Raw genomic sequence first — 19913 nt, forward strand, 5'->3', positions numbered from 1 at the left:
GGGATCACCCTCCCGCTCAGGGCCAGGACGGATCGCCCTCCCCCGCTCAAGGCCGGGAAGGGTCTCCCTTGCCCACTCAGGGCCGGGAAGGGGCGCCCTCCCCCACTCAGGGCCGTACCAGCAGTTGGAACTCGAAGGCGTACCGGGAGGCGCGATAGACATGCGAGCCGAACTCCACCGCGCGCCCGGTGTCGTCGAACGTCGTCCGCTGCATCGTGAGCAGCGGGGCGCCCTCGGGCTCGTCGAGCCGCGCGCCCTCCTCGGCGGTCGCGGCGCGTGCGCCGACGGCCTGACGGGCGCTGTGCAGGGTGATGCCGGCCGACCGCATCAGGCGGTACAGACCGGTCCCCTCCAGCTCGGCGGTCTCCAGCTTGAGCAGCCCCGCGGGAAGGTGGTTGCGCAGATGCGCGACCGGCTCGCCGTGCGTCAGCCGCAGCCGCTCGACCAGCGCGACCTCGGCCCCCTCGGCGATACCCAGCGCGGCGGCGACCTCGGCGTCGGCCTCGGTGGTGGTGTTGAGCAGCACACGGGTGGCCGGCTTCTGCCCGGCCGCCTCCAGGTCGTCGTAGAGGCTGCTCAGCTCCAGCGGGCGCTTGACCTGGCTGTGGACGACCTGGGTGCCGATCCCGCGGCGGCGCACCAGCAGCCCCTTGTCGACCAGCGACTGGATCGCCTGCCGCACCGTCGGCCGGGACAGGCCGAGCCGGCCGGCCAGCTCGATCTCGTTGCCGAGCAGACTGCCGGGAGCCAGCTTGCCGTGCTCGATGGCCGCCTCCAGTTGCTGGGACAGCTGGAAATACAACGGGACCGGACTGTTCCGGTCCACGCTGAACTGGACGGGGCTCTCGGCACCCAGGGCTTCTGTATCGCGTTTCCCCACGCTCGCGAGCGTATCCGCCCGGGCAGATGACGGGAAGTCCGGAGGTCACATTGTCCGGACAAGGCGGCCAGGCCTGGCTTGCGGGTCAAGGCTCGGCTTACGGGGCGGGGGCCCGGTCTCACGGGGCGAGGGCCCGGCTTACGGGGCGAGGGCCCGGCTTACGGGGCGAGGGCCTGGGTGAAGGCGGGACCCGGTGGCCCGGGGCCCTGGCGCTCGGGCGGGGCCGGCCAGGGAGCGGGCGACCGTCGCGGAGAAGCCGCCCGTCGGGTCGTCGCCGGGGCGGGTCGCCGCGTACACGACACCGACCGCGCCCTCCGCGACCGGACGGCCGCCCGACCCGTCCACATCGGTGACCACCCGGCCGGGGCAGACCGGACCCGGCCGGGGCAGACCGCATCGACCACAACACCCTCGGCCCGCAACCCGGCCGCCGGCATCCGGGTCGGCGCATCGAGGGCGGCGCATCGAGGGCGGTCTTGGGAGCGATGTACGCGAGGGGTGCCGCCGCCCATGGGGGCGAGCGAGCCGGCCCCCCTGGAAGCGATCAGAGCGCCCAACCGGCCGGAGCGCCGGGCCACTTCGGCCGCGGCGGCCGCCCCGCTGTCTTCGTCGGTCACCGCCATCCGGAGCGGGTGCACCTCCCCCACGTCGCCCGACCGCGCCTCGTCATCCGTGCGGCGATGCCCAAGCCCCCGGTTCCCCGCACACCCGAGGCCATTTCTGATATCCAAAGGCTGAGGAACGCCCCGCCCTTCTGAACGCCCCGCCCCCTCCCCGAGGAGTCAGCCGGCCATGCCCGTACGTCGCGTCGTCCCCGACATCCAGTCCGATGCCCTGGAGGAAAACCGCACGTTCTACGGCCTGCTGGGGTTCGAGGAAGTCATGAACCTGGGCTGGGTCATGACCCTCGCCTCCCCCGCCAACCCCACCGCGCAGCTCACCTTCATGACCCACGAGAAGACCGCGCCGGTCGTCCCTGACATGAGCATCGAGGTCGACGACGTGGACGCGGCCTACGCAGCCGTGCTGGCCACCGGCGCAGAGGTCGTCCGGTCGCTCCAGGACGAGGAGTGGGGCGTCCGCCGTTTCTTCGTCAAGGATCCGAACGGCCGGGTCGTCAACGTCCTTGGGCACATGAGGTCACATCCCGATGCCGGCACCGACAGGGAAACGGGCACCGATACCGGCCCCCGTACCAACGCCTGAGGCACCCGCGCCGGCAGTCCCCTCAGCCGCCCCGACCACCCCTCACCCCCGCCGCCCGCCGGACCGTTGAGCGGCAGCACCGCCCCCTGCGCCGCCACGAGACCGAGCATCGCGCTCTCCCGCACTGCACCGGCCCACTCGCCATCCGCCTCTTGCCCGTGACTCCGAAGACCTGGGGCGGTACGAGAGCGGGCGCTCCAATACGGCGCGCAACCGCGGATGTGCTACTTCATCCAGGCGTCCTCGTACTTCCGGTACGTCCCGTCATGGGTGGCCAGGTGCACCCACTGGTCCACATACGCCTTGAACTCGTTGTCGCCGCGGGGCAGGGCGTAGGCCTTCTCGGAGAAGGAGAAGGGCTTGTCCGGGTGGAGCGAGCAGAGTTCGGGGTGGATCTTGGCCTGGTAGCGGGTCTCGCTGGCGTCGGTCATCATCACGTCCGCGCGGCCCGCGATGATCTCGTCGAAGATCGTGGTGTTGTCCGGGTGGACCGTAATGGCGGCCTGCTTGAGGTGGGCGCGGGCGAACTCCTCGTTGGTGCCCCCGGGGTTGACGACGACCTTGGTTCCGGGCCGGTCGATCTGCTGCAGGGTCTGGTACTTGTCCTTGTCCGCGCAGCGCACGATGGGCGTCTTGCCGTCGGTGCGGGTGGGCTCGCTGAAGTAGACGGACCGGGCCCGCGGGAGGGTGACCGAGACGCCGCCCATGGCGATGTCACAGCGGCCGGCCGACAGGTCGCCGACGAGCTTGGCCCAGGTCGTGGCCACGTAACGGGGCCTGGCGTCGAGGCTCTTGGCGAGGTCCTCGGCCATCTTGATGTCCACCCCGCTGTAGGTACCGGTCTTGGGGTCGAGGTGGCTGAAGGGGCGGTAGTCGCCGGTGGTGCAGACACGCAGCACACCGCGCCGGGGGATGGTGTCGAGGGCCGACGCTTTCCCGGCGGCTGCGGGTGCGGCTCCCCCTCCCCCGGCGGGTGCGTCCGACACCGCCGGGGCGGCGGCGGTGACGGCGAGCAGACAGGCCAGGGCGGAGAGGGTGGCGGCGCGCTTCATGGGGGCTCCTGTGACTCCTGGACGCGGCGGCGTGATCACCTGATCGAAGCGCTCAGGGTGGCAGAGCCCGTGGTTCAGGTGAACCCCTTGACCGGCCAGTGGGACGGCCGAAGGGACCGGAGCGGCGGCGAGCCGACGGGCCGTCAGTCCTCGTAGAGGTCCGCGGTACCTCTGGTCGTCGGGTGGTCGGGGGCGGCTTCGTCCAGGCGGTTGAGGAGGTCGGCGGCGCGCTTGGCGACGGTGTCACGGTCGCCCTCGGAGAGCGCCGCTCCCATGCCGACGGCGACCGCACCCGCCGCGATCCACTCCGGCGCGCTGTCGACCGTCACCCCGCCCGTCGGCAGCAGCGGCACCTGCGGCAGTGCGGCACGGACCTCGGCCAGCCAGGCCGGGTCGTGCGCCGAGGCGGGGAACAGCTTGAGGGCGTCCGCGCCGAGTTCGAGCGCGCGGACCATCTCGGTCGGCGTCGACACCCCGGGGAACACCGGGATGCCATAGCGGTGGCCGGTACGGATGACCTCGGCGTCGAGGCTCGGTGAGACGAGGTAGCGGGCGCCCGCGTCGACCGCCATCCGGGCCGATACCGCGTCAAGGACCGTGCCCGCGCCGATGATGGCGTCGTCACCCAGCTCGCGGGTGAGCGTCGTGACCGCCTCCAGGGCGAAGGGGGTGGTGAGGGATATCTCCAGGCTGGTGATGCCGGCCGACAGCAGGGTGTCGGCCGTGGCGCTCGCCTCGTCATAGGTTCTGCTACGGACGATGGCGAAAACCCGCTGCGCCAGTGCGGCCCGGGTGATCTCCCAGCGATACACGGCAGTTCGCCGTCCTTCCTTGTCTCCAGCGCTCCATGCCGGCTCACCGTTCCCCCACGGCGGATACGGCACTTTCCGGGGCGTGCCGCAGCAGCTGACCTCACATGGTCTTATTCCGCTGATGCCCGCCCGCTCCTCGTTTCTGCCGAAACGCTACCGGGAGCCACTGACAATCCTCCCTCGGGGGTGCGCCCCGTGCGCCCCTTCTGCCGAGAATGGGAAGAAGAGGGAGGTGGGAGGGGGCGCACGAAATGGGCGCGCAGCACCGGCGCACAGCACGGCGGCGGCCGGGGTGCATGTGCACCCTGGCCGCCGCGGGATGGGGGCGCCGGGCCCTGACCAGGCCCGGCGCCCCCGTTGCTCTCCTGTTTCGTTGTCGTGCCGCTCTGTTGCTCTTCGTGCGGGCGGCGTCTCGGCCCGTCGTCGTTCCGTCAGCCCGCCGGACTCTCAACCCGACGGCATCTCAAGCCGACTGCCGCGCAACCCGTCGCCAGCTATCGGCTTCAGCAGTTGCGGTCGACGAGATCGAACGTCTTGTAGTGGTCGGCCGTGTAGTAGTCCTCGTCCTTCTTTTCGCCGGCCACAATGCGTCGGGCACCGCGGTCGGGCGAGCCCGGCGTGATGACGGTGAACTCGTGGTAGTAGTCCGAGCTCTGGGACGGGAGGATGCCCTCCCGGTTGTCGAAGACCGTCCCGTCCTTCGGGTACGGGTAGGGCCCGCCCTTCGCGATCAGATCGAGGGTGTCGTGGGCCTGCGAAGGCAGCTTGGAGTAGCAGGCCTTGCCGACGTCCTTGACGTGCACGGACGTGACGTGCGCCGTCGCGGCGTACGAGGTGGCCGAGTGGGTCGTGGCGACGGCAGGCGTGGCGGCGACCGCGGTCCCGCCGATGAGAAGGGCCGAAGCGAGGGCGCCGGCGGCGCCGATCCTGGTGATCCGTGGGGGGATTCTCATGCCCACCAGAATGACGCGCGTAGACATGATCCTGTCAATCCCAACGGGCGGAAGTTTTCCAGGAGTTCACACCTTCAGCCCATCGGACGCCGCCACCGGGCACGATCACGCGTCAGCCATCACCGCCGATAAGACACCCTGCGGCGGTGAAAACGGCTGACCGGTGTGCCTGCCCGCGTCAGGTCCCGGCGACGGCGGAACACCGTCGATCTCGACGAGCACGCCGTCACGCACGAGTTGCGTGACGACCGTGGTCCTGGCGGGTACCGGCGAACAGTCCGCGAAGAACTCCCGGTACACGCGATTGAACGTCGCGAAGTCCCTCCTGTCGCTGAGGTAGCAGGTGCACTTGATGATCAGGTCCTTGCTGCTGCCCGCCGCGACGAGGACCGCGACAAGGTTGCTCAGAACCTGCTGCACCTGAGCCGCGAAGTCAGCCGGAATCTCGTGCGTAGCAGGGTCAAGTGGACCCTGCCCGGACGTGAAGACCAGGTCACCGGACCTGATGGCCTGCGACAACGGCGGCTCCGTGCCGTCGGGGAAGCGTACGAACGGGGCGTTCTCGGTGTGGATGCCTTCGATCACCCGGGCATTCTCCCGCAACCGTCGGGCGCCCACCGAAGACATCCTCTTTTTGCCTCTCAGGCAAATCTTTTGCCCGAGAGGCGAAGTGTCGTTATACCGGGGATATGACCGAGCTCCCCGACGAGCCCGCCGGCGCTCCGCCTGAGGACTTGTCCACCGTCGCACCGCGCCTTCGTGACCTGCGCAGACGCAGCGGTCTCACGCTGGAGACGGCGGCCCGGCTGGTGGGACTCTCGCCCGCGCATCTGTCGCGGCTGGAGACCAATCAGCGGCAGCCGTCCTTGCCGATGCTGCTGGCGCTGGCCCGCACCTACGGCACCACGGTATCCGACCTGCTCGGCGAGACCGCGCCGGAGCGGGACCCGATCATGCGCGCGGGCCGTACCGAGCCGTCGGAGGCCGGCGGCTGGACGTACTGGACCGTGGGCGGCGCCGGGCGGGCGATGCAGGCGCTGCGGGTCCATGTGCCACAGCGGGCGCAGGGCGATCTGGTGCGGGTGCATCCGGGCGAGGAGTGGCTGTACGTCCTGGACGGGCAGCTGCGGCTGACGCTCGGCGCGGCGGTGCATGTGCTGGACCCGGGGGACGCTGCGCACTTCGACTCGCTGACCCCTCACCGTATCGCCGCTGCCTCAGCGGGCGGGACGGAGCTGTTGTTCGTCCACACGCTGCTGCAGAGCGGGGCCGCCGAGCTGTGCCTCGGCGACGACGCGAGGCGCCGCGGGCTGTGAGCCCTGGGCGCCGTTCTTGAAAGGACCGTACGTCGTGCCTGAACAGACCACTCCTGCCGTTCCTCCGGCGTCGGAGCCACTGCCCGCGGCGGGGTCCGCCGCCCGGACGTACAAGGAGGACAAGCCACCGCGCGGGCTGTATGTGCGGGTGTTCATCTATGTCGTGGCGACGCATGTGCTGTTGGCGTTCCTGAGCTTCTTGGTGATCGTCGCCAAGACGCGGTGACGCTGCGCCGGGCCGGTCCCTGCCGTACCGCTGCGGAGGGCCCCCGGCTCGGCAACGTCCATCTCTTCGGTGCGAAAGTCCATTGCCCCGGTGCGGCGGGCAGGTGAAGCCTGCTGGCGCGAAGGCTCGCACGACTCTCGTCCCTGCACCTCGCCGCACCGAGGAGGACCGAAGGATGCACCGTACGCGTACCGCGGCGGCCACCGCGTTGGCCGTGGCCTTGGCCGTGCTCCCCCTGACGGGCATGGCGGGGCCGCCGGGCGGCGGCGGGAAAGCGGGGCACGACGGTCCCGGGGACAGACCCGGAGTTGCCGGTTCCCGATCCGTCTCCCCCACGCCCCGTTCCGTCCGAAGCCGGTCCGACCGGGTCACCATCACCCCCTCCGTGACCGTCGTCGCCGGGCCGGACACCGATGCCCCGGCACTGGCCGTCGTCGAGAAGTCGCTCAAGGACGCCGGTGCGGACCGGGTCGTACGGGCCGGACGGGCGCCGGGCGGCGGGCAGTTGGCGGTGTATGTGGACGGTGCGGGCGCGGCGCGGGCGTTGCAGGACATGGGGGCGCGGGGCACCGACCAGCTGCCCGCCGAGGGCTATGCGCTGGCCGTGGGCGACGGCCGGATCGCGCTGTCCGGCAAGGACGCCGCCGGTACGTATTACGCCGCGCAGTCGCTGCGGCAGCTGCTGCCCCACCGGGAGCGGCCGGGCGCCCAGGTGCGGGGCACCGCCGTATGGGACTGGCCGGCCACCCCGTTGCGCGGTGTCATCGAGGGCTTCTACGGAACCCCGTGGTCGCACGAGGCCCGGCTCGACCAGCTCGACTTCTACGGCGAGCACAAGATGAACATCTATGTGTACTCGCCGAAGGACGACCCCTATCTGCGGGAGAAGTGGCATGACCCGTACCCCGCGGATCAGCTCGCGCACCTCAAGGAGCTGGTGGACCGGGCTCACGAGCGGCATGTGGAGTTCACCTATGCGCTCTCCCCGGGGCTGTCCGTCTGCTACAGCTCCGACGCGGATCTCCAGGCGCTGACCGCCAAGTTCCAGACACTGTGGGACATCGGTGTGCGGACCTTCGCGGTGCCGTTGGACGACATCAGTTACACGAACTGGAACTGCGCGGCGGACAAGGACGCGTTCGGGACCGGTGGCGGGGCGGCGGGGGCGGCGCAGGCCCATCTGCTCAATCGCGTCCAACAGGAGTTCATCGCCAGGCATCCGGACGCCGAGCCGCTGCAGATGGTGCCGACCGAGTACTACGACGTGAAGCCGTCGCCGTACAAGAAGGCGCTGGCCACCCAGCTGGACAGGAATGTGCTGGTCGAGTGGACGGGCGTGGGGGTGATCGCGCCGACGATGAGCGTCGCCCAGGCGCGGCAGGCCCGGGAGGTGTTCGGGCACCGGATCCTGACCTGGGACAACTACCCGGTCAACGACTATGTGACCAACCGGCTGCTGCTGGGGCCGTTCAACGGCCGGGAGAAGGGGCTGCCGGAGCAGCTGGCGGGGATCACCGCGAACCCGATGATCCAGCCTGCCGCGTCCAAGCTCGCGCTGTACACGGTGGCCGACTACGCGTGGAACGACACCGCGTATGACGCCCGTGCCTCATGGGGCGCGGCGATCGAGGAACTGGCCGGTGGCGACGCCCGTACGACACGGGCGCTGCGGGCCTTCGCCGATGCCCATTACGCCTCGTCACTCAATCCGAAGCAGGCACCCGAACTGGCCGCCGCCATCGCGGAGTTCGGCAAGGACGGGGATGCCCGTCGGCTGGACGGGGTGCTGCGGAACCTGCAGGACGCGCCGGCGGTGCTGCGTGACCGGCTCGCCGACCGGGGTTTCGTCAAGGACAGCGGACCCTGGCTGGACGCGACCCAGGCCTGGGGCGTCGCGGCGCGTACCGCCCTTCAGCTGATCGAGGCGACCAAGGCGGGCGACGGCGCGAAGGCCTGGCAACTGCGGCAGCAAATCCCGGAGTTGGTGAAGAACGCCACGTCGTTCGTGTATGTCGACATGTCGGGGAAGAGGGTTCCGGTACTGGTGGCGGACGGGGTGCTGGACACGTTCGTCGAGGATGCGGTGGCCGCGCATGACGAGACGCTGGGCGTCGTCGGCCGTCCGAAGGGGACGACGGATCTGTCGGTCTACCAGGACAACGCGGTCTCCCGGATGGCCGATGGTGATGACGCCACCTACTTCTGGAGCAGCGCCGGGCCCAAGCCCGGCTCCTTCGTGGAGCTGGATCTGCATGCGGAGCGTCCGCTGGGCACCGTCCGGCTGGCGATGGGCAAGAGCGGCAGCCCGGACGACTATCTGCGGCACGGCGTCCTGGAGTATTCGTCGGACCACAAGAACTGGCAGCAGTTGGCCGCGTTCGACGGGAAGGCCGAGGTCCACGCCGAGCCCCCGGCCGGCGCCAGGGCCCGGTACGTCCGGGCGCGGGCCACTCAGGCGCAGGACAACTGGCTGGTGGTAAGGGAGTTCGAGGTGGCCGGCGCCGATGCGGCGACGGTGACCGGCGGTCCGCCCGCGGCGGCGGGCAGCGCGCTGCGGTCGGCGGGGGACGGTGACCCGGCGACGGTCTATCACGCGGCGCGGGCGGCGCAGTCCGGTGAGACGCTGGAGTTCACCCCCGACGCGCCCCGCACGGCACGGTCCGTCATCGTCCTGCGGCCGCAGGGCGCACCCGCCGGGGCGGCGAGGGTCGAGGTCCGTACGGGCGGTGCCTGGCGCACGCTCGGCACGCTGTCCGGGGCCTATACGCGGCTCGCGGCGGGCGGCGGCGCGATCGGGGCCGTGCGCCTGGCCTGGCGGGACGGGGCAGCGGCGCCCGAGGTCAATGAGGTGATTCTGCGCTGAGGGGGGCCAAGGGGCTGAAGGGAACCGCCATTTCCTGACGGGCCCGCGTCATCGGGCCCTCGGTCTCCTCCGTGCGTCCTACTCTGAGGCTCTGGCCGCCGCCCTCGCCCCGGAGGAGACCACCCATGGCCCGACCTGCGCCCGATGCCCCTCGTCCGAACGCGGCCGCCGTGCTCGAGGACGCGGTGCGTGTACTCGCCCCGGACACCGATGCCAACCGGCTGGTCTCGCGGATCGAGGCGGGTGCGGCGCCGCGCTCCGTGTTCGCCACCTTCGCCCTCGAACAGCACCACGTGATCAGCGCCGACCGGCTCAGCTTCCAGCATCTGGCGCGACGGGCGGACGGCGACCCGCCCGTGGCCGACTTCTTCGATCTGCTGGCCCGGGGCGAGGCGCTGGCCCTGAAGCAGCTGGCCGGGCTGGCGGACGCATGTGAGCTGAGCGAGCGGGAGATCGCGGAGTACCAGCCGCGCCCCGGCTGCCAGGCGTACCCCTCGTATGCGGCACGGCTCGCCCTCGGCGGCGAGCCGGCCGACGTGGCGATCGCACTGACCGCCAACTTCGCGGCGTGGGGCGGCTATTGCGCGGTCATCGAGGCCGCGATGCGTGACCACTACGCCTTCCCCGAGGAGGCTTGTGGGTTCTTCGGCTTCTTCGCCGAGCCGGCCCCGGCCGTCGACGAGAGGGCACGCGCGGCGGTGCAGCACGGCCTCGACACCGGCCAGGCGGAGCCGTCCACGGCGCACCGCTACGGCCGCCTTCTCCAGGCGTATGAACTCATGTTCTGGAACTCCGTCGCCGAGTGATCCGGGCTTGCGGCCGGAAGCATCTCCGACATCCAAGTGCCGCACTCCTCCCACGGGGCGGCGGGGTCCGCGAAGACAGCCTCGGCCGCGGCCATCAGCCCGGAAGCGGAGTCGGCGGCGAGCCGGCGCAGAAATGCCCGGTGCTCGGGCAGATAGCAGCTGATGGCCGGCTCGTCGGCCAGCACCAGTGCCTGCGTCCCGCTCTCGTCCACGGTGATCGCGCCGGCCAGACCGTCCACCTCACAGGCCCGGTCGTAGTCGTCCGGAGCCGTCCCGTCTCCCGCGATGCCCCCGGAGGGCGTGCTCCCATGCCATGCCGCAAGCGCGGACACGGGAATGACGAGCAAAGGACCACCCATCGACTCCACCCGGACAGGGGAGGCAGGAGAGGCGTCGACTGCGGTGGACGAAGAGGGACTCATACCGTCAGTGTGCCGCCCTCCATCGACCCGGACATGGTCCGGGTGGACGAGCGGTGGGAGTCCAGGGAGCAGCATGACGCCGCGCTGCTACTGCCGGAGGCGGAGGCGGAGGCCGCGATTGCGGAGGCGCTTCCGTTGCTGACGGGCGGGTTCACCGGCCAGGAGCGCACCGTCGTGGGCGGGGTGGGGGTTTGAGGGGTCGTCGGCCGGTGGCCCTGGCCATGCCATCCGTCAGTGCCACCGGCCGGCTTCCGCTGTCAGCCGTTCAGCTCGTCGTGGCGGGCGCCGAGCCGGCGCGCGCCCTCCTCGGTGAGTGAGCCGTGCAGACGCAGCCGGGCTATGCCGCCGTCCGGAAAGATGTCGATCCGGACATGGGTGGCGAGTGGTGCGCCGGCCAGTAGGAAGCGGTGGACGGTGTCGGGCTGCAGGCGGGTGCGGGGCAGCAGTTCGACCCAGTCACCGTGCTCTCCGTCGCGTCCGAGCAGTGCTGCCCAGCCTGCGGAGTTCCCCTTGAGGTAGCCGGTGTCGATCTCCACGGCGCGGATCACGGACTGCTCGGTGAGGCGGTAGCGGACCCAGTCGTGGCCGGTGCCGCGGCGGCGCCGGGTCTCCCAGCCGTCGTCCATCTTGCGTGCGCGGCCGGGCTGGATGGTGTGGGTGGGCGAGGAGTAGAAGCGGTCCGAGGCGTCCTCGACCCGGCCGCCGTTCTCCAGCGCGACGACGTCGAAGGTGCCCAGCGCGGCCAGCCAGCCGGGCGCGGGGACGACCTCACCGTGGACGCGGAGGCGGGCCACGCCGCCGTCGGGGTGCTGATTGAGGCGCAGATGGGTGAAGCGGCGGGCAGTGTCGACGGCGAAGCCGTTGGCGGCGTGCCCGCCGATGGCGGTGCGCGGGACGAGGGTCGTCCAGGGCACATCGGCGGCGAGGAGTTCGGCCGGCGACGGGGAGCCCTCGACGCAGGTCCCCTCGACGCCGACGGACTGCGGGTAGTTGCCGCGGAAGTGGGCGGTGTCGACGATGATGCCGTGGATCACGCCGGGCGCGCCGAGCCGGATCAGCGCCCAGTCGTGGTCCTCGTCCGCCGGGAACGGGTGCGCTGCGTCGCTGCCGCGCCGCCGGCGGGTCTCCCAGCCGTCCATGATCTTGCCTTTGTGGCCGAAGGCCTCGGGGTCGAAGTGGGCGGGCTCGGGCCTGAGGAGGTTCTCCCGCTCGGCGAAGAACTCATCGTTGGCAGCGAGCACACCGGCGCCCAGTCGCCGGTCGGCGAGGTCGGGGAGGTGGGCGAAGGGGAAACCGGCGGGGCCGGGGGTGCGATAGTCGGCGTAGGGGTCGCCGCCGGCGTACGGGCCTGCGTCGCCGGTGTAGCGGGGAAGGCCGGTGGCGGTCATGCGCGGTGCGGCCGTTCGAGCAGCTCGCCGGTGGGTTCGGCGAGGGTGGCGCCGTCGTTGATCTGCCGGCCGCGCAGCCAGGTGGACCGTACGACGCCGTGCAGGGTCTTGCCGGCGTATGCGGTGATCTTGTTGCGGTGCTGGAGGGCCTTCGGGTCGACGGTGAAGGTCTCCTCGGGGGCGAGGACCGCGAAGTCCGCGTCCCGGCCGGGCTCGATGGCGCCCTTGTGGCCGAGGCCGGCCAGCGCCGCCGGTGCGGTCGCCATCCAGCGCACGACGTCATCGAGGGTGTGACCGCGCTCGCGCGCCTCGGTCCAGATCGCGGGCAGGCCGAGCTGGAGGGAGGAGATGCCGCCCCAGGCCGCGCCGAAGTCGGCGGTCTTGAGGTCGGCGGTGGAGGGCGAGTGGTCGGAGACGATGCAGTCGATGGTGCCGTCGGCCAGTCCCTCCCACAGCGCGTCCTGGTTGGCGGCCTCACGGATCGGCGGGCAGCACTTGAACTCCGTTGCGCCGTCCGGGATTTCCTCGGCGGTCAGGGTCAGGAAGTGCGGGCAGGACTCGACGGTGATCTTGACGCCCTCGCGCTTGGCGGCGGCGATCAGCGGGAGCGCGTCGCTGGAGGACAGATGCAGGACGTGTACCCGCGCGTCGAGCCGCTGGGCGAGCACGATCAGCCCGGCGATGGCGTCGTTCTCGGAGATGCGCGGGCGGGAGGCGAGGAAGTCGGCGTACTTGGGGCCGTGCGGCTCGGGTGCGGCGCCCAGATGGCCCGGGTCCTCGGCGTGCACGATCAGCAGGCCGTCGAATCCGGCGATCTCCCCCAGGGCGGCGGCCAGTTGCTCCTGGCCGAGCTCGGGGAACTCGTCCACACCAGAGGGCGAGAGAAAGCATTTGAAGCCGAAGACGCCCGCGTCGTGCAGCGGACGCAGATCCTTGACGTTGCCGGGGATGGCGCCGCCCCAGAAGCCGACGTCGATATGGGCCTTGCTGCGGGCCACCTCGCGCTTGGTGTCGAGGTGGGCGGTGGTCGTGGTGGGCGGGAGGCTGTTGAGCGGCATGTCCACGAGGGTGGTGATACCGCCGGCCGCGGCCGCGCGGGTGGCGGTCCAGAAGCCCTCCCACTCGGTGCGGCCGGGGTCGTTGACGTGGACGTGGGTGTCGACGAGGCCGGGCAGCAGGACGTCGTCACCGAAGTCCCTGACCCGCGCCCCGGCCGGAGCCTCGGCGTCGTGCGACAGCACCGCGGCGATCTTGCCGTCCTTGACGACGACGGACGCGGCGCGCGTCCCCTGCGGGGTGACGACGCGTGTGGAGCGCAGCACCAGCTCTGTTTCGGACACCCGGTCCCCTCCTCGTATCTGTCTTCATCGTGGCGTGACGGCGTGCGGGGTGCACGGCCGCCGAGGGAGGCCGTGGCGTCCGGGGCACGGAAGGCACGCAGGAACGACTGCGTAATTCAACAGTCTGTTGAATGAGTCTTCACGCCGGACCGCGACCCGTCAAGACCCCTGGGCGGGCACCGGCGGAGCGAGCGGCCCGGTCCCCTGCGACGTCGCCGGCTCCTCCGCCACAGCCGCACTGACCTGCGACGGGATAATCTCTTCCGGGACCGGGACGGTGCCCGCGGCGGCTCGCTCGCGGCGGGAGAGCAGGGCGTAGAACGCACCGGCGAGCCCCATGCCGAAGATCCAGGAGAACGGCGCGACCACGTCGAAGGCCGGGACCAGGGCGAGCGAGGCGCAGACCGCGGCGGCCGGCAGGAAGGCGGCCACGGCCTTCGGGTTGTAGCCCCTGCGGTAGAAGTACGCGCCCTGGGCATCGGCCGAGAACAGCGCATCGACGTCGATCCGGCCGCGGCGCACCAGGTAGTAGTCGACGAGCAGAATCGCCACCAGGGGACCGAGGAAGGCGCCGAGCGCCCCCAGGAAGTACTGGATCACCAGCGCGGAGGAGTACAGCTTCCAGGGCATGACGACGATCGCCAGCACCGCGGTGATCATGCCGCCGCGTTTGAAGTTCAGATGCTTCGGCGCGAGGTTGGCGAAGTCGTAGGCGGGCGAGACGAAGTTGGCGACGACATTGATGCCGATGGTGGCGACGATGAAGGCCAGCGCACCGATGACGGTGACCACCGGATTGTCGATCTTCTGGATCACCTTCACCGGGTCGTAGATCGCCTCACCGAAGACCGAGATCGTGCCCGCGGTGACGAGGACGGCGACCACGGCGAAGGCGGTGAAGTTCACCGGCAGCCCGATCAGATTGCCGCGCCGGTAGGAGCGGTGGTCGGGCGTGAAGCGGGCGAAGTCGGCGTAGTTGAGGACCAGCGTCAGGAAGGTGGCGACGGTCAGGCTGACCGCGATCAGGCTCTGCTCGACCTGCGCGGAGCCGCTGAGGCCGGTGAGGCTGCGGGTCAGCGAGATGTCGCCGCCGGCCTTGACGACCAGATACACCGCGAGCGCGAGGACGACGAGCCAGACCACCGGACCGGTCGCGAAGTCCTGGACCTTGCGGATGAACTCCATCCCGCGGGTCAGCAGGACGGCCTGCAGCCCCCACATCACCAGGAACGCCATCCAGCCCAGGGTGGACAGGCCCAGCACCGAGTTGTGGTCATAGGCGTCCAGGCCCGGCGCGAGCTGCAGCGTCAGCAGGACCACGGCGGTCGAGGCCAGCCAGGTCTGGATGCCGTACCAGGCCACGGCCATCATCGCGCGCAGCAGGGCGGGGATATTGGCCCCGTAGACGCCCCAGCTGGCGCGGGCGAGCACCGGGTAGGGGACGCCGGTCCGGTGCCCGGCGTGCCCCATGCGGTTCATCAGCCAGTAGACGATCGTGATGCCGGCCAGCAGCGCCACGAACACCTCCCAGGCGGGCAGACCGAGCACGAACAGGCTGGAGGCGAAGGCGTAGTTGCTGATCGCGTGGGTGTCGGACATCCACAGCGCGAAGATGCTGTACGTGCCCCATTTGCGCTCGGGGGCCGGTGCGAGGTCCTCGTTGAAGAGGCGCGGGTCCGGCTGCGGGGGCTTCGGGGGTGTTGTCACGTGTCCTCCCAGGCAGGTTGGGTGGAGCTTAGGGGCTTAGTTGTCAGATGCCTGATGTCTGTGCGGAAAATTCTGTGTAACGCGGTGAGTCGTGAGCGCGCCCCGGGGACGGCCGCAGATGGGCGCTCAGCGGCCAGGAGCCGATGACCTTGGGGCGGGGCGGGGCGAAGCTGCGTCCCGTACTGGTGGTCAGCCCGAGGCCGACGACCGCCTCCGCGAACTTCACCGCAGCGGCGACGCCGTCCACCACGGGCACCCCGAGTGCAGCGGCGACCTTCTCCTGGAGCCCGGCCATCCCGCCGCAGCCCAGGCAGATCGCCTCGGCGCCGGCCCGGACGACCTCGCGGGCGGTCTCGATGATCACCTCGACGGTGCGGTCCACGTCCTGCTCCAGCTCCAGGACGCCGAGCCCGGTGCCGCGGACCGCGGCGCAGCGCTGGAGCAGCCCGGCGGTCAGCAGCCGGTCCTCGATCTGCGGTACGGAGCGGTCGAGAGTGGTGACGATGCCGTAAGCGTGACCGAGCATCATCGCCATCTGGGCGGCGCTCTCGGTGATGTCCAGGACGGGTACGTCCAGCAGCTCCTGGGCGCCCTCCCGGCCCGGCTCACCGAATCCGGCCATGACCAGCGCATCGAAGGGCATATCGAGGGTGGCGAGCCGGTCCAGGACGGCCGCGGCGCTGAGATAGCCCTCGAAGTGACCCTCGATCGACTCCGGCCCCCACAGGGGCTCGGTGGCGATGATCTCGGTGCCCGGGGCGGCGGCCGCGGTGGCGGTGGCGCGGATCGAGGCGGTCATGGAAGCCGTGGTGTTCGGATTCATGACGAGAATGCGCATGACGCTCCAACGATTTGGAGGATTCCATAGAATGGACAGTATGTTTCGCGCAGCAGAACGTAGCTATGGCCACTGGCACCGTCAAGGGATCGCGGCTAGGAGGCTGCCGGACATCTCACACCGTGGGACAAAGCGGGCCTGACCGGCGGGAACGAGTGTGCGAGAGACCGTGTGTCAACGTAAGGGGACCGGTAGGCTGCTCCGGTCGGGCCCGGCGCCCGCAAGCCCCGGCCGAGACCGATCCGCCCCGCCCCGAAAGGAACGCGACGTGCCGCCGTCCAGCGCCAGCACCTCCGCCGCCGATGCCAAGCCCGCCGGCACCAGCGGCGGCGTCCAGTCCCTTGAGCGCGCCTTCGATCTGCTGGAGCGGATGGCCGACGCCGGTGGCGAGGTCGGCCTGAGCGAACTCTCCGGAACCAGCGGGCTGCCGCTGCCCACCATCCACCGCCTGATGCGCACCCTCGTCGCCTGCGGCTATGTCCGGCAGCAGCCCAACCGCCGCTATGCGCTCGGCCCCCGTCTGATCCGGCTCGGCGAGAGCTCCTCGCGGCTGCTGGGTACGTGGGCCCGGCCCTTCCTGGCCCGCCTGGTCGAGGAGACCGGCGAGACCGCCAACATGGCGCTGCTCGACGGCGACGAGATCGTCTATGTCGCCCAGGTGCCGTCGCGGCACGCGGTCCGGATGTTCACCGAGGTCGGCCGACGCGTGCTGCCGCACTCCACGGGCGTCGGCAAGGCCCTGCTGGCCCACCACGCCCCCGAAGAGGTCCGCGCGCTGCTCGGCCGTACGGGGATGCCCGCCGCAACCGAGAAGACGATCACCGACCCGGACCGCTTCCTGGAAGCACTCTCCGATGTCCGCCGCCTGGGTTACGCGGTCGACGACAACGAGCAGGAGATCGGCGTCCGCTGCCTCGCGGTACCGGTGCCCAACTCCCCCACCTCGGCGGCGATCTCCATCTCCGGCCCGACCGGGCGCGTGACCGAGGCCTCGACGGACAAGATCGTGCCGGTGCTGCAGGACGTCGCGGCGCAGCTGTCGGTGGCGCTGGCGAACCAGACGCCGGCGTAAGGCACAGCGGGACCTCGCCGGTCCTTCACGGGCCGGGAGGCGGCGTACGGCGCCCCTTCCGGGCACCGGGCGCACCCCTGGCCCGGCCGCGGCTCCGCGCTCGCGGTCAGCGGGTGCGCGGCAGGTCGCCGAAGCGGTCGATCCCCGCACGCACCTCCGCCAGCGCGGGCGACAGTGCACTCACCGACCCGACCGCCCCGGCGATCAACAGGAGCGAACGGCGCAGCCGGGGCACCTCCGGCAGCCCGTGGCTCACCATCGCGTCCAGCGCGGCCAGCTCGTCATCCGCGGCCGTCCGATCCGGTAATTCCCCTGGAAGTACGGCCAGTTGGCGGCGCAGCCGGGCCACGGCCCCGCGCAGCTCCTGGACCCGTGGGTCGCCCTCGACCCCGGTCACTCGTCTGTCTCTCTGCAGCTGTTCCACAACGACGGCGTCCTCCAAAGCCGTTGCCCGTTCCGCAATGCGGGACAGTTAACGCCACTCTGCGCTGATCGCGCCACACGGAGAGCGAAAAAACCGGATCAACGAACGGATCCGATTGCTGTGGCCAAAGCCTGACGCCCCCTTTGGTTCTTTCCGCCGCCCACCCCCCTCGGTCACGAATCCTGCTTGGGCTCCACCGCGTTGCGCCACACCCGGACGTCGACGGTCATATAGCTGCTGGGGTCCGACTTCGGTGCGTAGCCCTTGAAGGTGATCAGGGCGACATGGCCGTAGTCGGTGGTCAGGCACATTTGCGCGCCCTTGGTGAGCTGCTTGGTCAGGATGGTGTCGGTGAAGCGGGTCTCGCTGCGGCAGGTGGCGAGCGAGCCCTCCTGGCCGGGGTTGAGCAGCACCAGCTTGCCGGTCTCGGTGTCGACCTCGTCGTCCGAGTAGGTGCTGTCCTGGTACGAGAAGTCGACGTCCGAGTCGTTGTCGGAGTTGGTCGGGTGGACCGGCTCGTCGGACAGCGACAGGTGGTACTCGTCGGGCAGATTGATGCCCTTGTAGTCGACCGGGGACGGGTCCTGCACCGGGGCGGCCGGGGCATTCGTCCCGTCGTCACCGGGGCTCGCTGTCGGGTCTCCGGCGGGTGTCGGCGAAGCCTCGCCGCCCTTCGTCTTGTTGTCGTCGGCGGCCTGGTCGTTCTTCGTCCGGCCGTCGTCCTTCATGACGGCGTAGACGAGGCCACCGCCTGCGCCCGCGAAGGCCAGCAGACAGACCAGCGCGACGGCCGCCATCAGCCCCTTGCGCTTCTTCTTCGGCGGCCGCGGGACCGCTCCCGTGGCGGCCGGACCGGTGACCGTCGGGCCGGCGGAGCCCGCAGCGAAGCCCGTTGGCGCACCGGGTGCCGCGCCGGCCGGCCCGGCAGCGGTCGGCGCAGGGGCCGCCGGGCCGAACCCGGGCGGCGGCGTCTGCGGGTGGTCCAGCGCGGTCGGCACCGGCGCGACAGGTGCCGCGGGCCGGGCGGGCGGCTGCGCCGGCTGAACCGGCGGCTGGGCGGGCCGGGTCGGAACACCCGCGGTGGGTGCCTCCGGCGGGGGCGGCGGAGTCTGCGGGGGTGCGGGCGCTGCGGCACGCGTGGTGATGTCGGCGGCGACGGCGGTGGGCAGCCACTCCTCGGGGCGGCGCAGCTGGGTCTGGCCGGAGGCCGCACCGCACAGCTCGATCACTTCGGCGACGGACGGCCGGTCCGCCGGGTCCTTCGCCAGACACCGGGTCACCAACTCCCGCAGATCGTCCGGGAGCCCGGTCAGATCCGGCTCTTCGTGGACGATGCGGTAGAGCACCCCGTGCGAGGTGCCCTCCCCGAACGCCGGGGCGCCGATGGCCGCGTACGCCGCGACCTGGCCGAGCGCGAAGACATCGGTGGCGGAGCTGATGGTGCTGCCCGCGGCCTGCTCGGGCGCCATGAAGGTGGGGGTGCCGACGGTGACGCCGCTGCTGGTGAGGGAGGTGGCGTCGGCGGCGCGTGCGATACCGAAGTCGATGACGCGCGGGCCGTCGGCGGCCAGCAGCACATTGGACGGCTTCAGGTCGCGGTGCACGATGCCGGCGCCATGGATGACCTGCAGCGCCTCGGCGATTCCGGCCACGAGCAGCAGCACGGTGGAGACCGGGAGCCGTCCGTGCCCGGCGACCGCCGCGGCGAGCGAGGGGCCGGGGACGTAGGCGGTGGCGAGCCAGGGGGCGGCGCCTTCGGCGTCGCTGTCGATGACCGGCGCGGTGAACAGGCCCTGCACGCGCTGCGCGGACTGCACTTCCTGCTTGAAGCGGCGGCGGAACTCCGCGTCCTCGCTGAACTCGGGGCGGATCACCTTGATCGCGACGGGACGCCCGCCGGGGGTGTAGGAGAGATAGACCTTGCCCATGCCCCCGGAGCCGAGCTTCGCCGTGAGGCGGTAGCCCGCGATCGCCCGCGGATCGTCACCTTCGAGCGGCTGGAAGATTCCGGCCCCGCCCACGCTGTTCACCACTACGTCCCCCGACTCAGAAAAAAGGCGCCGCCGTTTCCGCACGGCAGGCGCACTGCCCACAACGGGGCAGAACCTTATCCGGCCACGCCGCGCACCGTGACATCGCAGGTGAGCGAACGTCACGCATGTCCGAAGAGCCGGTTTCGCGACGGCATTTGGCGTCCACGGGGACCCGGAAAAAGCCGTGCCGTGCGCTACCCCTTATTGGCCTGATGAGGCGTCAGCACATCTGTTCACCATGCCACCCTTTGGTGTGGGCGCGCACGATCCGAAGCGTATGCCGCAGCGCGATGGAGCATTCTCCCTTTCAAGGAAATATCCGGCATATCACTGGATCGGAGAATGTCATGGAGTCCCACTCCGGCCCCGACACCGGCTCGAACCACCGCCGCGAAAGCGTCGTGCAACTCATCTGCCGCGCGTACGGCCTTTCCGATGCATCGGAGATCACGATGGAGCACATACACCGCTATGTCGTTGAGCGCCGGCGCGTGGAAGAACGCCTGCCTCACCTGCGCGAGCGGCTCCGGCCGGGCATTCCCCGGCCACGAGCCTCCGGTGACGCCGCCTGACCG

20 protein-coding genes are annotated in these 19913 nt (G+C 70.9%); 8 read left to right on the forward strand and 12 right to left on the reverse strand.

Translation table 11 applies throughout. The features are described 5' to 3' along the window. Positions 1 to 106: 106 nt before the first annotated feature. Entirely contained in the window at positions 107 to 826 is a 720-nt protein-coding gene (locus tag ACGFWI_RS28170) for a GntR family transcriptional regulator (RefSeq protein WP_393908874.1), read from the reverse strand. Between the two features lie 846 nt (positions 827 to 1672). Here ACGFWI_RS28170 and ACGFWI_RS28175 point away from each other — a divergent pair. Then, on the forward strand, positions 1673 to 2086 hold the full coding sequence (locus ACGFWI_RS28175) for a VOC family protein (RefSeq protein WP_393908834.1): 414 nt from the start codon (positions 1673 to 1675) through the stop codon (positions 2084 to 2086). A 224-nt stretch (positions 2087 to 2310) separates the two neighbouring features. Here ACGFWI_RS28175 and ACGFWI_RS28180 read toward each other — a convergent pair whose 3' ends face one another. The 4 genes from ACGFWI_RS28180 to ACGFWI_RS28195 form a co-directional block, all read right to left on the reverse strand. Next, the gene (locus ACGFWI_RS28180; protein WP_393908835.1) at positions 2311 to 3138 is read right to left on the reverse strand and encodes a transporter substrate-binding domain-containing protein; all 828 of its coding nucleotides are present in this window, start codon (positions 3136 to 3138) and stop codon (positions 2311 to 2313) included. Positions 3139 to 3281: 143 nt separating this feature from the next. Continuing rightward, entirely contained in the window at positions 3282 to 3950 is a 669-nt protein-coding gene (locus ACGFWI_RS28185) for a bifunctional 4-hydroxy-2-oxoglutarate aldolase/2-dehydro-3-deoxy-phosphogluconate aldolase (protein ID WP_393908836.1), read from the reverse strand. Between the two features lie 503 nt (positions 3951 to 4453). After that, the gene (locus ACGFWI_RS28190) at positions 4454 to 4903 is read right to left on the reverse strand and encodes a ribonuclease domain-containing protein (protein ID WP_393908837.1); all 450 of its coding nucleotides are present in this window, start codon (positions 4901 to 4903) and stop codon (positions 4454 to 4456) included. A 105-nt stretch (positions 4904 to 5008) separates the two neighbouring features. Beyond that, complete coding sequence (locus ACGFWI_RS28195) at positions 5009 to 5488, reverse strand: RidA family protein (protein WP_393908838.1); 480 nt, start codon at positions 5486 to 5488, stop codon at positions 5009 to 5011. Between the two features lie 104 nt (positions 5489 to 5592). Here ACGFWI_RS28195 and ACGFWI_RS28200 point away from each other — a divergent pair, with 104 nt between their 5' ends. The 4 genes from ACGFWI_RS28200 (at position 5593) to ACGFWI_RS28215 (ending at position 10114) form a co-directional block, all read left to right on the forward strand. Further along, positions 5593 to 6219, forward strand: a complete 627-nt coding sequence (locus tag ACGFWI_RS28200; protein ID WP_393908839.1) for a helix-turn-helix domain-containing protein — start codon at positions 5593 to 5595, stop codon at positions 6217 to 6219. 34 nt (positions 6220 to 6253) lie between these two features. Beyond that, positions 6254 to 6445 (forward strand): DUF6126 family protein, encoded by a 192-nt coding sequence (locus tag ACGFWI_RS28205; protein ID WP_393908840.1) that lies wholly within the window; start codon positions 6254 to 6256, stop codon positions 6443 to 6445. Between the two features lie 175 nt (positions 6446 to 6620). Then, a complete protein-coding gene (locus ACGFWI_RS28210; protein ID WP_393908841.1) occupies positions 6621 to 9308 on the forward strand; it encodes a beta-N-acetylglucosaminidase domain-containing protein in 2688 nt (895 codons plus the stop codon). Between the two features lie 125 nt (positions 9309 to 9433). Then, a complete protein-coding gene (locus ACGFWI_RS28215) occupies positions 9434 to 10114 on the forward strand; it encodes a transcriptional regulator (protein ID WP_393908842.1) in 681 nt (226 codons plus the stop codon). On the opposite strand, the gene ACGFWI_RS28220 is transcribed toward ACGFWI_RS28215, so the two are convergent. Next, a complete protein-coding gene (locus ACGFWI_RS28220) occupies positions 10057 to 10536 on the reverse strand; it encodes an Imm21 family immunity protein (RefSeq protein WP_393908843.1) in 480 nt (159 codons plus the stop codon). The genes ACGFWI_RS28215 and ACGFWI_RS28220 overlap by 58 nt on opposite strands. A 9-nt stretch (positions 10537 to 10545) precedes the next feature. Between ACGFWI_RS28220 and ACGFWI_RS28225 the strand changes: the two genes are divergently transcribed. Continuing rightward, the gene (locus ACGFWI_RS28225; protein WP_393908844.1) at positions 10546 to 10731 is read left to right on the forward strand and encodes a hypothetical protein; all 186 of its coding nucleotides are present in this window, start codon (positions 10546 to 10548) and stop codon (positions 10729 to 10731) included. 62 nt (positions 10732 to 10793) lie between these two features. Here ACGFWI_RS28225 and alc read toward each other — a convergent pair whose 3' ends face one another. The 4 genes from alc to ACGFWI_RS28245 form a co-directional block, all read right to left on the reverse strand. Continuing rightward, on the reverse strand, positions 10794 to 11924 hold the full coding sequence (alc, locus tag ACGFWI_RS28230; RefSeq protein WP_393908845.1) for an allantoicase: 1131 nt from the start codon (positions 11922 to 11924) through the stop codon (positions 10794 to 10796). Next, positions 11921 to 13264: an allantoinase AllB gene (allB, locus tag ACGFWI_RS28235; RefSeq protein WP_393908846.1), complete on the reverse strand. Its 1344-nt coding sequence runs from the start codon at positions 13262 to 13264 to the stop codon at positions 11921 to 11923. Before allB ends, alc begins: the two co-directional genes overlap by 4 nt. 159 nt (positions 13265 to 13423) lie before the next feature. Beyond that, positions 13424 to 14971, reverse strand: coding sequence for an NCS1 family nucleobase:cation symporter-1 (locus ACGFWI_RS28240; RefSeq protein ID WP_393908847.1), 1548 nt, complete (start codon positions 14969 to 14971; stop codon positions 13424 to 13426). 43 nt (positions 14972 to 15014) lie between these two features. Further along, the gene (locus ACGFWI_RS28245) at positions 15015 to 15809 is read right to left on the reverse strand and encodes an aspartate/glutamate racemase family protein (protein WP_393908848.1); all 795 of its coding nucleotides are present in this window, start codon (positions 15807 to 15809) and stop codon (positions 15015 to 15017) included. A 268-nt stretch (positions 15810 to 16077) separates the two neighbouring features. On the opposite strand from ACGFWI_RS28245, the gene ACGFWI_RS28250 reads away from it, so the two are divergent. After that, on the forward strand, positions 16078 to 16881 hold the full coding sequence (locus ACGFWI_RS28250; protein WP_393908849.1) for an IclR family transcriptional regulator: 804 nt from the start codon (positions 16078 to 16080) through the stop codon (positions 16879 to 16881). 106 nt (positions 16882 to 16987) lie between these two features. Here the strand turns inward: ACGFWI_RS28250 and ACGFWI_RS28255 are convergent, their stop codons facing one another. Both ACGFWI_RS28255 and ACGFWI_RS28260 read right to left on the reverse strand, forming a co-directional pair. Continuing rightward, on the reverse strand, positions 16988 to 17278 hold the full coding sequence (locus ACGFWI_RS28255; RefSeq protein WP_393908850.1) for a DUF5955 family protein: 291 nt from the start codon (positions 17276 to 17278) through the stop codon (positions 16988 to 16990). A gap of 200 nt (positions 17279 to 17478) precedes the next feature. Next, positions 17479 to 19338, reverse strand: a complete 1860-nt coding sequence (locus ACGFWI_RS28260) for a protein kinase (protein WP_393908851.1) — start codon at positions 19336 to 19338, stop codon at positions 17479 to 17481. A 347-nt stretch (positions 19339 to 19685) separates the two neighbouring features. On the opposite strand from ACGFWI_RS28260, the gene ACGFWI_RS28265 reads away from it, so the two are divergent. Next, positions 19686 to 19910, forward strand: a complete 225-nt coding sequence (locus ACGFWI_RS28265; RefSeq protein WP_393908852.1) for a hypothetical protein — start codon at positions 19686 to 19688, stop codon at positions 19908 to 19910. Positions 19911 to 19913 lie beyond the last annotated feature (3 nt).

This window comes from Streptomyces sp. NPDC048434 (assembly GCF_043200375.1).
Taxonomy (GTDB): domain Bacteria; phylum Actinomycetota; class Actinomycetes; order Streptomycetales; family Streptomycetaceae; genus Streptomyces.